The 15,622-nt window shown below is 71.6% G+C and carries 12 protein-coding genes; 8 read left to right on the top strand and 4 right to left on the bottom strand.

The window, feature by feature from the left end; genetic code table 11:
• Positions 1–15: 15 nt before the first annotated feature.
• The 3 genes from ACIBK5_RS16930 (at position 16) to ACIBK5_RS16920 (ending at position 3,999) form a co-directional block, all read left to right on the top strand.
• On the top strand, positions 16–1,284 hold the full coding sequence (locus tag ACIBK5_RS16930; RefSeq protein WP_399020335.1) for an MFS transporter: 1,269 nt from the start codon (positions 16–18) through the stop codon (positions 1,282–1,284).
• Between the two features lie 74 nt (positions 1,285–1,358).
• Positions 1,359–3,014 carry a glucose-6-phosphate isomerase gene (pgi, locus tag ACIBK5_RS16925; protein WP_399020333.1) on the top strand — a complete coding sequence of 552 codons (1,656 nt, stop codon included), beginning with the start codon at positions 1,359–1,361 and terminating at the stop codon, positions 3,012–3,014.
• Positions 3,015–3,108: 94 nt separating this feature from the next.
• A complete protein-coding gene (locus ACIBK5_RS16920; RefSeq protein ID WP_399020331.1) occupies positions 3,109–3,999 on the top strand; it encodes a hypothetical protein in 891 nt (296 codons plus the stop codon).
• A 91-nt stretch (positions 4,000–4,090) separates the two neighbouring features.
• On the opposite strand, the gene ACIBK5_RS16915 is transcribed toward ACIBK5_RS16920, so the two are convergent.
• The 3 genes from ACIBK5_RS16915 to ACIBK5_RS16905 form a co-directional block, all read right to left on the bottom strand.
• The gene (locus ACIBK5_RS16915; RefSeq protein WP_399020330.1) at positions 4,091–6,517 is read right to left on the bottom strand and encodes an FtsX-like permease family protein; all 2,427 of its coding nucleotides are present in this window, start codon (positions 6,515–6,517) and stop codon (positions 4,091–4,093) included.
• A gap of 87 nt (positions 6,518–6,604) precedes the next feature.
• Positions 6,605–7,360 (bottom strand): ABC transporter ATP-binding protein, encoded by a 756-nt coding sequence (locus tag ACIBK5_RS16910; protein WP_399020328.1) that lies wholly within the window; start codon positions 7,358–7,360, stop codon positions 6,605–6,607.
• Entirely contained in the window at positions 7,357–7,872 is a 516-nt protein-coding gene (locus ACIBK5_RS16905) for a PadR family transcriptional regulator (RefSeq protein WP_399020326.1), read from the bottom strand. Before ACIBK5_RS16905 ends, ACIBK5_RS16910 begins: the two co-directional genes overlap by 4 nt.
• A 121-nt stretch (positions 7,873–7,993) precedes the next feature.
• Between ACIBK5_RS16905 and ACIBK5_RS16900 the strand changes: the two genes are divergently transcribed.
• From ACIBK5_RS16900 to ACIBK5_RS16880, 5 genes are all read left to right on the top strand, one after another.
• Positions 7,994–9,265: an ABC transporter substrate-binding protein gene (locus tag ACIBK5_RS16900; protein WP_399020324.1), complete on the top strand. Its 1,272-nt coding sequence runs from the start codon at positions 7,994–7,996 to the stop codon at positions 9,263–9,265.
• A gap of 154 nt (positions 9,266–9,419) precedes the next feature.
• The gene (locus tag ACIBK5_RS16895) at positions 9,420–11,078 is read left to right on the top strand and encodes a glycoside hydrolase family 13 protein (RefSeq protein ID WP_399020322.1); all 1,659 of its coding nucleotides are present in this window, start codon (positions 9,420–9,422) and stop codon (positions 11,076–11,078) included.
• A gap of 37 nt (positions 11,079–11,115) precedes the next feature.
• Positions 11,116–12,441, top strand: coding sequence for an ABC transporter substrate-binding protein (locus tag ACIBK5_RS16890; RefSeq protein WP_399020320.1), 1,326 nt, complete (start codon positions 11,116–11,118; stop codon positions 12,439–12,441).
• Positions 12,442–12,447: 6 nt separating this feature from the next.
• A complete protein-coding gene (locus ACIBK5_RS16885) occupies positions 12,448–13,809 on the top strand; it encodes an ABC transporter permease subunit (protein ID WP_399020318.1) in 1,362 nt (453 codons plus the stop codon).
• The gene (locus ACIBK5_RS16880) at positions 13,806–14,645 is read left to right on the top strand and encodes a carbohydrate ABC transporter permease (RefSeq protein WP_399020316.1); all 840 of its coding nucleotides are present in this window, start codon (positions 13,806–13,808) and stop codon (positions 14,643–14,645) included. The genes ACIBK5_RS16885 and ACIBK5_RS16880 overlap by 4 nt, the downstream gene beginning before the upstream one ends.
• 168 nt (positions 14,646–14,813) lie before the next feature.
• On the opposite strand, the gene pgl is transcribed toward ACIBK5_RS16880, so the two are convergent.
• Positions 14,814–15,599 (bottom strand): 6-phosphogluconolactonase, encoded by a 786-nt coding sequence (gene pgl / locus ACIBK5_RS16875; protein ID WP_399020315.1) that lies wholly within the window; start codon positions 15,597–15,599, stop codon positions 14,814–14,816.
• Positions 15,600–15,622 lie beyond the last annotated feature (23 nt).

The raw sequence follows: 15,622 nt of genomic DNA, 5'->3' as shown, positions 1-15,622 counted from the left end.
AGCTGAGGGGGAGCAGTGGCGACGGTAGAGGTGGGGGGCGTGCGTGCGCCCGCGTGGCGGGGAGGCTTCGGCCGGCTCTGGAGCGCCGCGGTCCTGTCGAGCTTCGGGGACGCACTGCGGACGGCGGCGTTGCCCCTGCTGGCGGTCACCCTGACCGACGAGCCGCTGCTCATCGCCTCCGTCACGGCCTGCGGCTATCTGCCCTGGATCGTCTTCGGCCTGCTCGGCGGGGCCGTCGCCGACCGGGTGGACCAGCGGCGCGCCATGTGGATGGTGGACGCCTTGCGCGGGCTGCTGGTCGCCGCCTTCGCGGTGGCCGTCGCTCTCGGCCATGCCTCGATCGCCCTGCTGATCGTGCTGGCCTTCGCGCTCACCACCCTCCAGACCCTTTTCGACAACGCGGCGACCGCGCTGCTGCCCGCTCTGGTCGACCGGGACGCGCTGGGCAGTGCCAACGCCCGGCTGCTGACCGGCCAGCGCATCGCCGGTGGCCTGCTGGGCGGACCGGTGGTGCCGCTGCTGCTGGCGGCCGGGGTGGCGGTGCCGTTCGCGGCGGACGCGGTGACCTTCCTGGTGGCCGCCGCGCTCATCGCCACGCTCCCGGCCGCCGGGCCGGACCGTGAGCCTGGGCCGGCGGGCAGCACACTGCGGCGGGAGATCGCCGAGGGACTGCGCGTCCTGACCGGCGACAAGGCCCTGCGCGGACTGTGCGCCGCCACCGCCCTGTGCAACATCGGAATGGGCGCGCTCGTCGCCACCCTCGTGATCCTGGTGACCGGCTGGCTCGACGCGGGCAATGCCGGATACGCGGTGGCGATGACCGCGTACACGGTCGGCAGCCTGGCCGGGGGAGCGGCCGGCGGCCGGCTCGTCACCCGCTTCGGACGGATGCGCCTGGTGCTCGTCGCCGGGACGGCGCAGACCGCCGCTCTCCTCGTCATGGGCTCGGTGCGCAGCATGGTCGCCCTGGTGGCCGCCCTGGCCGTCTTCGGGTTCATGGGGATGGTGTGGAACGTCAACACCACGACGCTGATGCAGCAGCGCAGCCCCGCCGAGCTGCTGGGTCGTGTGAGCTCCGCCTTCCGGACGCTCGCGGTCGCGGGTGCACCCCTGGGCGCGCTGCTGGGCGGAGCCGTCGCCGGCGCCTGGGGCGAGAACACCCCCGCGCTGCTCGCGGCCGCCTTCTTCGTCCTGTCCGTCACCGCGCTGATACCCGCGCGCCAGTCGGACGTACCTGTTGTTGCGCCGGACGACGGCGCGACGACAGGCCACGGCAACCGCTGATCAACTAGGTTGGACCGGCAGCGGGGCAGGTACGCAGCAGCACAGGCAGGCAAGGAAGAAGGCTGAAGTCCGAGATGAACGCAGACGGCCGTACCAGGCTCAACCAGACGCCCGAGTGGACGGCGCTGGCCAAGCACCGCGAAGAGCTGGGAGAGGTCCGGCTGCGCGAGCTGTTCGCCGCCGAGCCCGGCCGCGGCACCGCGTACGCCCTCCGGGTCGGCGACCTGTACGTCGACTACTCCAAGAACCTGGTCACCGACGAGACGCTGGCCCTGCTCCAGGAGCTGGCCGCCGCCACCGACGTCTTCGGGCTGCGGGACGCCATGTTCCGCGGCGAGCGGATCAACGTCACCGAGGACCGGGCCGTGCTGCACACCGCGCTGCGGGCGCCGCGGGACGCGGTGGTCGAGGTCGACGGCGAGAACGTGGTGCCGGGTGTGCACGCCGTGCTGGACAAGATGGCCGGCTTCGCCGACCGCGTCCGCTCCGGGGAGTGGACCGGGCACACCGGCAAGCGGATCCGCAACGTCGTCAACATCGGTATCGGCGGCTCGGACCTGGGCCCGGCGATGGCGTACGAGGTGCTGCGCGCCTACACGGACCGCTCGCTGACGTTCCGCTTCGTGTCGAACGTGGACGGCGCCGACCTGCACGAGGCCGTGCGCGACCTGGACCCTGCGGAGACGCTGTTCATCGTCGCGTCCAAGACGTTCACCACGATCGAGACCATCACCAACGCGACCTCGGCGCGCTCCTGGCTGCTGCAAGGCCTGGGGGGCGATGAGAAGGCGGTGGCCAAGCACTTCGTGGCCCTGTCGACGAACGCGGAGAAGGTCGCCGGGTTCGGTATCGACGTCGACAACATGTTCGAGTTCTGGGACTGGGTCGGCGGCCGCTACTCGTACGACTCCGCGATCGGCCTCTCCCTGATGATCGCCATCGGGCCGGACCGCTTCCGGGAGATGCTCGACGGCTTCCGCATCGTCGACGAGCACTTCCGCAACGCGCCCGCCGAGGCCAACGCCCCGCTGCTGCTGGGCCTGCTGGGCATCTGGTACGGCAACTTCCATGACGCCCAGTCGCACGCGGTGCTGCCCTACAGCCACTACCTGTCGAAGTTCACCGCCTACCTCCAGCAGCTCGACATGGAGTCCAACGGCAAGTCGGTGGACCGCGAGGGCCGTCCCGTCCAGTGGCAGACGGGCCCGGTGGTGTGGGGCACGCCCGGCACCAACGGGCAGCACGCCTACTACCAGCTCATCCACCAGGGCACCAAGCTCATCCCGGCGGACTTCATCGGCTTCGCCCGGCCCGTCGCCGAGCTGAGCGAGGAGCTCAGGGCGCAGCACGACCTGCTGATGGCGAACTTCTTCGCGCAGACGCAGGCGCTCGCCTTCGGCAAGACGCCGCAGGAGGTGCGGGCCGAAGGGGTGCCCGAGGAGCTGGTGGCGCACAAGACGTTCCAGGGCAACCACCCGACCACCACGATCCTGGCCACCGAGCTGACCCCGTCGGTCCTGGGCCAGCTGGTCGCCCTCTACGAGCACAAGGTGTTCGTGCAGGGCGCGGTGTGGAACATCGACTCCTTCGACCAGTGGGGCGTCGAGCTCGGCAAGGTCCTCGCCAAGCGCGTCGAGCCCGCCCTGACCGAGGGCGCCGAGGTCGAGGGCGTGGACGCGTCCACCAAGGCGCTGGTCGCGACGTATCGGGAGCTGCGCGGCAGGGAGTGAGGGATTCCGGGCTGCGGGCGCGGACGGCGGGGTGCCGTCCGTGTCCCGTAGACTCCCGGGCGATCATGACGGCGAGTGCTCGGGGGAGCGCAACATGGCACGCACACGCGGAAGTTGGACGGGCGGCACACTGACGGCCCGGTCCCTCATGAAGCCCCAGGACGTGGCTCGGGCGGTGTTCCACCCCGCGTGGATACCGCAGCCGCTCGATCCGTCGGTGGAGCGGCTCAAGAGCTTCCGCGTCATCGCCGGGGCGGTCACGTCCCTCGGGGTCTACACCTTCGTCGAGGGTGGCTTCGACCTCACGGAGCTGCTGGAGAACGCGATGACCGCCTCGGTCGTCCTGCTCTTCCTCACGCCGCTGACGGTCGGGGCGATGCTCTGGGTCTGGCGGCGCGGCGGCACCGTGCGGCAGTTGCGCGTGCCGCTCCTCAACTCGCTGAAGCTGCTCCTGCTGTTCGTGGGGTGCGTGGCCTCCCTGCTGGTGCTGGTGCAGACGGTGAACGGGTCGGCGAACCCGATCGTGATCATAGGCGTCGGTGTGACGATGATGTGGATGCTCATCTTCACGGCCTACGGAGCGGTGCGGGTGTCCGGCAACTTCTTCGGCACCGCCGCCACGCACCGCTGTCTGCCGCCGCTGCTCGCCCTGGTGACGAGCTGGCTGGTGGCCGTCCCGGACCTGGTCACCGGGGATCTGCACGGTCTGAGCCTCACGCTGGGCGTCGTCTTCATCCTGGGCGCTCCGCTGACGGTCACGGCGATCGCGCTGCTGGAGATGGGGCGGCTGAAGCGGCGGTACGGGATCCGGCTGAAGGCTCATCCGGCGACCCTGGCGGCGATGCCGGGGCCCGTGCCGCCCAGGGCACCGACGGTTCCGCCGGGCATGCCGCCCCACCTGCCGCCGCAGGGAAACCCTTACGGCAACCCGTACGCGCCGAACCGGCAGCAGCCTTACAACCCGCAGTTCCCTTACCGGGGCTGAGCACCGGGGCTGAGCACCGAGGCTGAGGACCGGGGCTGAGGACTGGGGCTGAGCACCGGGTGGAGCGCGCCGGGGTCGACCACCGAGGTCGTCAGGCCACCGCGCTCAGCGTGTCCGCCAGCCGCCGCCGTGCGGCCCGGGCCGCGGGCACGGCGGCCAGGGCCGCCGCACAGAGCACCGCCGCCGCCCCCAGCAGCAGCATGAGCAGGGCCGACGGGCCCTGCGCGATCCCCGCGCCGATCCCGCTCGATCTGCCCTGGGCGTCGATCAGCCACTGGGCGAGGGGCAGGCCCAGGGCGGTGGCGGCGAGCACGGCCGCCAGGGCCGTACAGCCGATGGCCGTGACCGTGATCGCCGTGATCTGGCGGGGGGACAGGCCGATGGCCTTCAGCGCCAGCAGGTCCCGTTCACCCTCGCGGACGGCGCCGCCGATCGCGGTCAGCAGCTCGATGAGCCCGATGAGGGCGAGCACGGCGATCAGCCCGGCGACGACCGCCCGCAGCGGGGAGAGCCCGTCGGCGGGGTTGGCCACGGTGTGCACGTCCAGGTGGCCGCGCCCGGCCGTGGCGAGCCGGTCGGCGACCTCCCCCGGGTCGGCGCCGGGATCCAGGCGCAGCTCGTAGAGGGTCGGGCGGAGCCCCGGGTCGTTCGCGCGGAGGGTGTCGAGGGACGTGGAGATGACCCGGCCGGCGTTCTCCGGCTCGATGCTGCGGCCCACGATGTGCAGGATCTGCGGCTGGTCGCCGACGGTCATGCGGACCCAGTCGCCGACGCGTACGTCCAGCAGGTCGAGCAGCCCCTGACCGGCCACCGCCTCGTCGGCGCCGTGGGCGGCGCGGCCCTCGGCGAGGGTGTACGGGTAGGGGTCCTGCTGGGTGCCGAGGCCGCGCAGGGCGATGGTCGCCGTCTGGCCCGGGACCAGGGCGGCCGTCTCGACGCCGGGGTAGGCGGCGGTGACCTGCGGGTCGCGTTCCAGGAGGGCGCGGGTCTGCCGTTCACCCAGACCGCTGTCGGCGCGGACGCTGAGCGTGGTGGGCAGGCCGATCTGCTCCGGCTCGCTGTGGAAGCGGTCGATGGTGGTCCACGCGCTCATGGCCACGACGATCAGCAGCAGCGGCAGGGTGAGGCGGGCGACCGTGGCGAGGGAGCGGGGGCGGCGGGTGAACGCCTTGTGCCAGCCCAGCACCAGCGCGGGCGGAATCCGCAGGCCGAGCGCCCGGCGGGCCATGCCGGACAGCTGTCCGGTCCGTGGAGCCGCGGGAGGGAGCCTGAGGAGGCGGCGCACGCCGCTCGCCGGCCGCCCGCCCGGCGAAGCGGAAGCGGGCCGCCTTCCCCGGTCGGCGGACCGAACCCCGAGGCTCCGGCCCGTCGCCCCGGACAACCGCCCGCCCAGCGCCGCCGCGGGCCTCGGCACCGGCACCGGCGGCACCCGTCCCGCCCGCCACGCGGCAAGGCCGGTGGTCGCGCCGATGAACAGCACCGCGCCCACCGGGACCACGACCAGCGCCACGGTGTGCCCGGGAAGGCCCTGCCACACACCGACCGCGTCCCCGAGCCGCCCGGGGATCCTGCTGCCCAGGGCCTCGGCGAGCGTGGCGGCGGCGACGGCGCCCAGCAGGGCGTAGGCGAGGTGCTGGAGCAGGAAGACGCGGACCACCTGCCCCGGGGTGAAGCCGATCGCCTTCAGCACGGAGAGGTCCCGCAGGTGGCCGCGGATACGGGTGCTGATCGCCCCGTGCACGGCGAGCCCGGCGGCGACCAGCGCGCCCAGCCCGAACAGGCCCAGCACCTGGCCGAGGAGCCGGTTGTCGCCCTGGGCCTCGGCGCGTGCCTGCTGCCAGGTGGACACCTCGCCGATCGCCCCGGCTCCCAGCACGGTCACGGCACGCTGCACGACGTAGGAGGTGTCGTCGGGGTCCGTCAGCCGCAGCCCGATCGCCTGGCCGCCGGGATCCGGCACGGCCGATGGCAGGGCCCACACCAGGCCCGGCTGCTCACCGGGCCGGTAGCGCGGCTCGGCGCTGTCGGCGAGCCCCACGACGGTCAGCTCGCGGGCGGTGCCGGGCACGCCGATGGTGTCGCCGGGCTCGGCCAGCAGGGCGCGGGCGAGGCGGCTCTCCAGGACCACACCGTTCGGCGTCGCGGGGTCGAGCCAGTGGCCGGAGACGACCGGCGGGCGGCCGACGGAGGGTCGTTCCGGGGTGCCGCGCAGTTCCACGGCGGCGCGGCTGCCCCGTGCGGAGACGGTGGTGTCGGCGGTGGGATAGGGCCCGGCGACCGAGTCGACGCCGTCCAGGCCGGCCAGTTTGCCGGTGTCGGCGGCGCTGTCGGTGTGCAGCCAGACATGCGCGCCGTGCGACTGCGTGAACACCCGCTGCCAGGGGTTGGTCGCATACCCGAACAGGGCCGTGGCCAGCAGCAGCGAGGCGACGATGCCCGCCGTGGCGAGGACGAGGAACAGCGCCTCGCCGCGGTGCGTGCGCAGATCGGAGTGCGCCCAGCGCAGGGTGGCTCGCACGGGCCTCAGCCTCTCGGCCCGGGCGTCGGGCGGTCGGGCACCCGGCCCCTCGGCCCACTCGTGGCGCAGCCGTCGTACACCCGCATGTCAGTCCTTGAGTTCCAGCACACCGGAGATGCCGGACCGGCGCGGGGGCGTGCCGCCGTCGAGTTCCGCGTCGTCGGCGATCCGGCCGTCGAAGAAGCTGATCACCCGGTCCGCAGCGCTCGCCAGCCGCGCGTCATGGGTGACCAGCAGGATCGTCTGGCCGCGCTGGTGGAAGCGGGACAGCAGCCGCATCACCTCGCGGGTGCCCTTGCTGTCGAGGCTGCCGGCCGGTTCGTCGGCCAGCAGCAGCGGGGGATGGTTGACCAGGGCCCGGGCCAGGGCGACCCGCTGCTGCTCACCGCCGGACAGCTCGCCCGGCATGCTGCGCTCCTTGCCCGTCAGGCCCAGCTCTGCCAGCAGCTGCTCGCGCTCGGTACGCGCCCGCTTCGGCGAGCTCCCGGCGAGCAGGGCCGGCAGCTCCACGTTGTCGGCGACGGACAGGTTGGACACCAGGTTGAAGAACTGGAAGACGATCCCGATCCGCTTTCTGCGCTCCACCGCCCAGCGGGCCTCGCCGTAGGTGTCGGTCGACTCGCCGTCGAGCCAGAGCCGGCCCGCGTCCGGCCGCTGGAGACCGCCGAGCAGATGCAGCAGCGTCGACTTCCCGGCGCCGGACGGGCCGGTGATCGCCACGAACTCGCCCTGCCGTACGCACAGGTCCACCCCGCGCACGGCATGGGCGGGCGCGCCCTCGCCGTGGTGGGTCTTCACCAGCCCCTCGGCGCGCAGCACAGGAGCGGGACGGTCGTCGCTCACTCCAGCTCCTCCAGCTCTTCCTGGCACCGCTCCAGCCAGTCGAGATCGGCCTGCAAGTGCAGCATCGCACCCTCTATCAGCAGATGCGCGATGCGGTTGTCGCGGTCTTCGGCGGCGGCGAGCTTCGACAGCTGCCGCATGGTGTTCAGGTACTGGCGCCGCTGGTGGTTGATCAGGGAGATCTGATTGGCGAGCCCGGTCTGCGGAGCGAGCGCCAGCTTCATGAAGAAGTCGTCCCGCACCCGCGGCTCGTCCTCGGGCTCCTCGAACCAGGCGCGCAGCGCCTCCCGCCCGGCGTCGGTGAGGTGGTAGACCTTTTTATTGGGCCGGCTGGACTGCGCCACGTCCTCGCCCTCGATCAGTCCCGACTTCTCGAGGCGGCCGAGGGTCACATAGATCTGGCCGACATTCGGCTGAGGGTACGCGGAGCCCAGCAGTTGCTCAAGGTCCTGCTTGAGCTCGTAGCCATGGGCGGGGCCGCGGGCGAGGAGTGCCAGGAGGTGCAGGCGCACGCGTGCAGTCCTCCTGTCCGGTCAATGTGCTCCAGACCCTAGTATCGCCCATACCTAACAGGTATACATGGCCTCTGATTCCGGGCAAGGGAGCCCGTCGCCGGTGTACAGGGAGGAACCTATGCGGTGGATCCATGCCGCGGGTAGGGGCCTTCTCGTTCTCGTCGTGGTCATGACCGGCTACGTCGCCGCCGGGGCACAGGCGGGCGAGCCGGCCGACGGCGGGCGCGGACCGCTCACCCTGGCCACCGCCGGAGACCTCACCGGCTATCTCGGCCCCCTGCTGGAGGGCTGGAACCGCACCCACCCGGGCGAGAAGGTGACCCTCGTCGAGCTGCCCGACTCGGCCGACGAGACCCAGGCGCAGATGGCCACCGACCTGCGTGACGGCGACCGCAGCCGGTTCGACGTGCTCAACATCGACGTCAACTGGACCTCGGAGTTCGCCGCCGCGGGCTGGATCAGGCCGCTGCCCCGCGACCGCTTCCCGCTGAAGACCTTCCTCCCGCCGGTCGTGGACACGGCGACCTACGACGGACAGCTGTACGCCGTCCCGTACGTCACCAACGCCGGCCTGCTCCTCTACCGCAAGGACGTCCTCGACGAGGAGGGCGTCGCGCCGCCGCGCACCTGGGCGGAGCTGGAGCGGTACGCGAGGACCATCGCCCCGAAGCACGGCCTCGACGGCTACGCCGGGCAGTTCCTGCCGTACGAGGGCCTCACCGTCAACGCGGCCGAGGCCGTCTACTCGGCGGGCGGTTCGATCCTCGGCGACGAGGGAGAGCGCGTCACCGTCGACTCGGCGGCGGCCCGCGAGGGCATCGGGTTCCTGGCGCGCGGAGTGCGAGAGGGCTGGATCCCGAAAGAGGCGCTGACCTACAAGGAGGAGGAGTCCAAGCAGGCCTTCCAGGACGGCTGGCTGCTCTTCCTGCGGAACTGGCCGTACGCGTACGTCGGCGCCTCCGCCCCGGGCTCCCGGGTCGCCGGGAAGATCGGCGCCGTGCCGCTGCCCGGACGGGACGGTCCGGGGACGAGTGTCCTCGGCGGCTCCAACCTGGCCGTCAGCACACACGCCCGGCATCCCGACTCGGCCGCCCGGCTGCTCGCGTACCTCACCAGTGAGGGCGTGCAGCGTCAGGTCCTCACCCGTGGCGCGCTGCCGCCCGTGCGGGCCGATCTCTACAAGGACCCGCAGCTCATCCGCAGGTTCCCGTATCTGCCGACCCTGCGCGAGAGCGTGCTCGCGGCCGCGCCGCGTCCCAAGAGCCCGCGTTACGACCAGGTCAGTCTGGTCGTCCAGGCGGTCGTGCACGACGCGATGGCCGGGCACGAGTCGCCGACGGCGGCGGTGCGCCGGCTGGCACGGGAACTCGCCGTCATCTCGCGCGGCTAGCGCTGTCGGCGACGCGCTTCTAGTTACTTGTTAGGTAACGCGGACGTCTCATCTGGCTGAGATATGCCCGATTCACCCCTAATTTTACTACCTCAACTTCGCGGTAGCTTCTGCCTTTTCATTGACACCCTCTCGACACGCCTACTTAACATGCATGCATAACCGCTGCCCTCCTCAGAGACAGGTCGATGGGTTGAACAGGCACCACTGGTGGCGTGACGCAGTGATCTATCAGGTCTACGTCCGCAGCTTCCTCGACAGCACCGGCGACGGCGTCGGCGACCTCGCCGGCGTCCGGGCCGGGCTGCCGTATCTGAAGAAGCTCGGCGTCGACGGGATCTGGCTGAGCCCCTTCTATCCCTCGCCGCAGCACGACCACGGCTACGACGTGGCCGACTACTGCGACGTCGACCCGCTCTTCGGCGACCTCGCCGAGTTCGACCTGCTGGTGGGCGCCGCGCGGCGGCTCGGCGTCAAGGTGCTGCTCGACATCGTCCCGAACCACTGCTCCAGCGAGCACCCCTGGTTCCGCGAGGCTCTCGCCGCGGCTCCCGGCAGCGAGGCCCGCGCCCGCTTCCACTTCGCCGACGGCCGCGGCCCGGACGGCGACGAGCCGCCCAACAACTGGCACGCGATGTTCGGCGGTCCGGCGTGGAGCCGGGTGACCGAGGCGGACGGGCGGCCCGGCCAGTGGTACCTGCACATGTTCACGCCCGAGCAGCCCGACTGGAACTGGCGCGAGCCGGAGGTCGCCGCCGAGTTCGACCGGGTGCTGCGCTTCTGGCTGGACCGGGGCGTCGACGGCTTCCGCATCGACGTCGCCGCAGGCCTCTACAAGCACCCGGAGCTGCCCGACTCCGACGACCCGGAGGCCGACGCCCGCACCCGCGACTCGGTCAACCCGCTCGCCTGGAACCAGCCCGAGGTGCACGAGGTGTGGCGGCGCTGGCGCTCCATATGCGAGGAGTACACCGAGCGGGACGGCGGCGAGCGCCTCCTGGTCGGCGAGGTCTCCGTCCCGACCGCCCGCGAGCACGCCCGGTACGTCCGCCCGGACGAGCTCCACCAGGCCTTCTTCTTCGACCTGCTCAGCGCCCCCTGGGACCCCGAGGCCTTCCAGAAGGTCATCTCCGAGGCCATGCAGGACATCGCCGGGACCGGCTCGACCGTCACCTGGGTCCTCAACAACCACGACCAGGTCCGCACCGTCACCCGCTACGGCGAACCCGCCACGGAAGGCAGCGGACTCGGTGCCGCCCGGGCCCGCGCCGCCGCGCTGCTGATGCTGGCACTGCCCGGCGCCGCCTACATCTACCAGGGCGAGGAGCTCGGCCTGCCCGAGGTCGTGGACCTGCCCGACGACGTGCTCACCGACCCGATCTTCCACCGCACCGGCAGCCGGGCCCGCATCCGTGACGGCTGCCGGGTGCCGCTGCCCTGGTCGGGGCAGGCGTCGCCCTTCGGCTTCACCTCCGGTGTGGAGAGCGCCAAGCCGTGGCTGCCGCAGCCGGAGTACTTCGCCGAGTACGCCACCGACCGCGCCCTCGCCGACACCCGCTCCTTCTGGCACCTGTACCGCGACGGCCTCCAACTCCGCGGCACGCTGCCCCAGCTGGGCGAGGGCACGCTGCGCTGGCTGGACGCCCCGCCCGGCGTCCTGGCCTTCTCCCGCGGCGACGACCTGGTGTGCGCCGTCAACTTCGGTACGGCACCCACCCCCGCGCCGGTCTCCGGCACCCCCCTGCTGGCCAGCGGTCCGTGCCCCGCCGGGGTGCTGCCCGGCTCCACGGCCGCCTGGTGGATCAGTTCCTGAACTCCCCGCTAGTCAACTCCCCGAAGGGACATCAACGATGATGCGACGACGTACCACCCTGCTCACCGGCTGCACCGCACTCGTCCTGGCGCTCGGCGCGACCGCCTGCGGCGGCGGCCCCGTCACGGCCGGCGGCGGCGACAAGGCGCTCAGCGGCCAGACGGTCACCGTGGCCGGCGTCTGGTCCGGCACCGAGCAGAAGAACTTCCAGAAGGTGCTGGACGCCTTCACCGAGAAGACCGGCGCCAAGACGCAGTTCACGTCCACCGGCGACAACGTCTCCACCGTCGTCGGCAGCAAGATCGAGGGTGGCAACGCCCCCGACGTCGTGATGGTCCCGCAGGTCGGCGTGCTCAAGCAGTTCGCCGCCAAGGGCTGGCTGAAGCCGCTGTCGAAGAAGACCGAGCAGTCCGTGGACTCGGGATACGCCCCCGTGTGGAAGGAGTACGGCAGCGTCGACGGCACCCTCTACGGCCTGTACTTCAAGGCCGCCCACAAGTCGACCGTCTGGTACAGCCCCGACGCCCTCGCGCAGGCCGGCGTGAAGCCGCCGAAGTCGTACGACGAGATGCTGAAGGCCGGGCAGACCGTGTCCGACTCCGGGCTCGCCGCGTTCTCCGTCGCCGGACAGGACGGCTGGACCCTCACCGACTGGTTCGAGAACGTCTACCTCTCCCAGGCCGGGCCCGAGAAGTACGACGCCCTCGCCGCGCACAAGCTGAAGTGGACGGACGCGTCGGTCGTCGACGCCCTCACCACGCTCGGCAAGCTCTTCAAGGACAAGCAGCTCATCGCCGGCGGCCAGAAGGGCGCGCTGAACACCGACTTCCCCGGCTCCGTGGAGAAGGTCTTCGGGCCGGAGCCCGAGGCCGGCATGGTCTACGAGGGCGACTTCGTGGCCGGCGTCGCCAAGGACCAGTTCGGCAAGACCGTCGGGAAGGACGCGAACTTCTTCCCCTTCCCCGCGGTCGGCGGCGGCGAGGCGCCGGTCGTCAGCGGCGGTGACGCGGCCGCCGTCCTGAAGGACGGCAAGAACCAGAAGGCCGCGCAGGCTCTCACGGAGTTCCTGGCCACGCCGGAGGCCGCGGCGGTGTGGGCCGAGGCGGGCGGCTTCCTGTCCCCGAACAAGGAACTCGACCTCGCGAAGTACGGCGACGACGTCACCCGTGCCACCGCCAAGTCCCTCGTCCAGGCCGGGGACTCGGTCCGCTTCGACATGTCGGACCAGGCCCCGGCGGCCTTCGGCGGCACGAAGGGCACCGGCGAGTGGAAGCTCCTCCAGGACTTCCTGCGCGACCCGTCCGACCCGAAGGGCACCGCGGCGAAGCTGGAGGCCGCGGCGGCCAAGGCGTACCAGGACTGATACGCCATGACAGCGACCCTCGTGAAAGAGACGAGTCCCCCGCCGCCCGGCACGATCGCCGACCGTACGCGGCGACTGCGCCGGCGCGGCAAGCTCATCGCGCTGCTGTTCGTGCTGCCCGCGCTGCTGCTGCTCGGCGCGCTCGTCGTCTACCCCGTGCTGTTCAGCATCGGCCGCAGCTTCTTCGACGCCTCCGGGACGACCTTCGTCGGCGGCGACAACTACACCGAGATGTTCAGCGACCCGGCCACCCTCAACGCCGTGCGCAACACGGCCATCTGGGTCGTCGTCGCGCCGGCCCTGCTGACCGGTCTCGGGCTGATCCTGGCCGTCCTGGTGGAGAAGGTCCGCTGGGCCACGGCCTTCAAACTGCTGCTCTTCATGCCGATGGCGGTCTCCTTCCTCGCCGCCGGCATCATCTTCCGGCTCGCCTACGACGAGGACCCCGACAAGGGGGTCCTCAACGCGGCGGTGGTCTCCGTCCACGACGCGTTCGAGGGCTCCTCGTCCTACCCGACGGCCCGGGCGCGTGACGGGCAGGGGCTGACGAAGGAGAAGGACGGGTCGTACCGCACGGGTGCGAACGTGTCGCCCGGGGACGCCGTGACGCTCGGTCTTGTCGGGGTACTCCCCGACGACCTGCCGGGCGGCACGAAGCCCGCGTTCGAGGCGGCGGGCCAGAAGGCCGCCCCGGACGAACTGCGCGGCGTGGTCTACCTGGACTTCACGCCCGGCGGGGGAGGGGAGCAGGGCAAGGTCGACCGGCGGGAGAGCGGACTGCCCGAGATGAAGGTCGAGGCGGTGCGCGACGGCAAGCCGGTCGCCACGGCGACCACCGCGTCCGACGGCTCCTTCCGCTTCGAGGGACTCGAACAGGGCTCCTACGCGGTGCAGTTGCCGGCGTCCAACTTCGCCCCGCCCTACGAGGGCGTCTCCTGGCTCGGACCGGCGCTGGTCACACCGGCGATCATCGGCGCGTACCTGTGGATCTGGACCGGCTTCTCCATGGTGCTCATCGGCGCCGGCCTGGCGACGCTCCCGCGGGACACGCTGGAGGCGGCGCGGATGGACGGCGCCAACGAGTGGCAGATCTTCCGGCGGATCACGGTGCCGTTGCTGGCGCCCGTCCTGACGGTCGTCTTCATCACCCTGGTGATCAACGTGATGAAGGTCTTCGACCTCGTCTACATCATCGCGCCCGGGCCGGTGCAGGAGGACGCGACCGTGCTCGCGACGCAGATGTGGCTGGTGTCGTTCGGCGGCGGCAACAACCAGGGGCTCGGCAGTGCGCTCGGTGTGCTGCTCCTGCTGCTGGTGGTTCCGGCCATGGTGTTCAACGTCCGCCGCTTCCGAAGGAGTAACCGATGAACGCGGTTCGGCGCGGGTTGGGCAACGGTGTCGTCCAGGCCTTCCTCGTGATCGTGGGCCTGGTGTGGATGACGCCCCTGGCCGGGCTGTTCCTGTCCTCGATGCGGTCTGCCGAGGACACCGCGAAGGGCGGCTGGTGGACGGTGTTCACCAGCCCCGGGCAGCTGTCCTTCGACAACTACTCGGAGCTGCTGGGGAACGCCGGGATCACTACGGCGTTCTGGAACACGGTGCTGATCTCGGTGCCGACGACGGTGCTGGTCGTCGTCATCGCGGCGCTCGCGGGCTATGCCTTCGCGTGGCTGGACTTCCCCGGGCGGGAGACGATCTTCCTGGTCGTGGTCGCGTTGCTGGTGGTGCCCGTGCAGATCGGGCTGCTGCCGGTCGCGAAGCTCTTCGGGCAGCTGGGGCTGTTCGGGACGATCCCGGGTGTCGTGCTCTTCCACGTCGCCTACGGACTGCCGTTCGCGGTGTTCCTGCTGCGGAACTACTTCTCCGAGATACCGAAGGAGATGCTGGAGGCAGCGCGCATGGACGGGGGCAGCGAGTGGCGTATCTTCACGCGGCTCGTTCTGCCCGTGGGGCGGCCGGCGATCGCCTCCCTGGCCATCTTCCAGTTCCTGTGGGTGTGGAACGACATGCTGGTGGCGCTGCTGTTCGCGGACAGCTCCTCGCAGCCGCTGACGGTGGAACTCCAGTCCCAGATCCGGCAGTTCGGCAGCAACATCGATGTGCTGGCGCCGGGGGCGTTCGTGTCGCTGGTGGTTCCGGTGGTCGTGTTCTTCGCGTTCCAGAAGCACTTCGTGCAGGGCGTGATGGCGGGGTCGGTCAAGTAGCCGCAGCACCAGGGGGCTCCGCCCCCTGGACCTCCGGATACCTTCGCCCACCCACCACCCGATGCGGTCAGCCAGGAGGCTGGACTCGCGAGTCGCCCAATGCAAGGGCAGTTTCTAGTGGTGGGTGGGCATAGGCGGGGGGTCCATGGGGCGGAGCCCCCTGGTACGTCAGGCCGACGCCGGCGGATACAAGGAACGGGGCAGCCCCGAAGCCGCCGCAGCGTCCAGCAGCCACAGCGTCCGGCTGCGCCCGTACGCCCCCGCCGCCGGGGCCTGGATCTCGCCCGCACCCGAGAGCGCGATCGCCGCCGCCTGCGCCTTGTCCTCCCCGGCCGCGAGAAGCCACACCTCACGGGCCGAGCGAATCGCCGGCAGCGTCAGCGTCACCCGGGTCGGCGGCGGCTTGGGCGCGCCGTGGACACCCACGACCGTACGGTCCGTCTCGCGTACCGCCGGCAACTCCGGGAAGAGCGAGGCGACATGCGTGTCCGGCCCGACGCCCAGCATCAGCACGTCGAACGTCGGCACGGGGCCGTGGTTCTCCGGGCCGGCCGCCCGCGCCAGTTCCTCCGCGTACGCGGCCGCCGCCGCGTCCACGTCGGCGCCGTGGGGGCCGTCCGACGCGGGCATCGCGTGCACCCGCTTCGGATCGAGCGGCACCGAGTCGAGGAGTGCCTCCCTCGCCTGCGTGATGTTGCGCTCCGGGTCGCCCTCGGGCAGGAACCGCTCGTCGCCCCACCAGAGGTCGAGCCGGCTCCAGTCGACGGCGTCCCGGGCGGGTGCCGCGGCCAGTGCGGCCAGCAGGCCGTTGCCGTTGCGGCCGCCCGTGAGGACCACGGACGCCGAGCCCCGGGAGGCCTGCGCGTCCACGATCTTCGTGATCAGCCGGGCCGCCGCGGCCTGCGCCATCAGCTCCTTGTCGCGGTGCACGACCAGCTGCGGTGCCGTACTCACTTCGTCGTAGCCCTCACTTCGCT

The sequence above is a fragment of the Streptomyces sp. NPDC050546 genome, assembly GCF_044457425.1.
GTDB lineage: Bacteria > Actinomycetota > Actinomycetes > Streptomycetales > Streptomycetaceae > Streptomyces.
The sequence above is the reverse complement of the archived record's forward strand: the minus strand, read 5'-3'. Positions and strand labels throughout refer to the sequence as shown.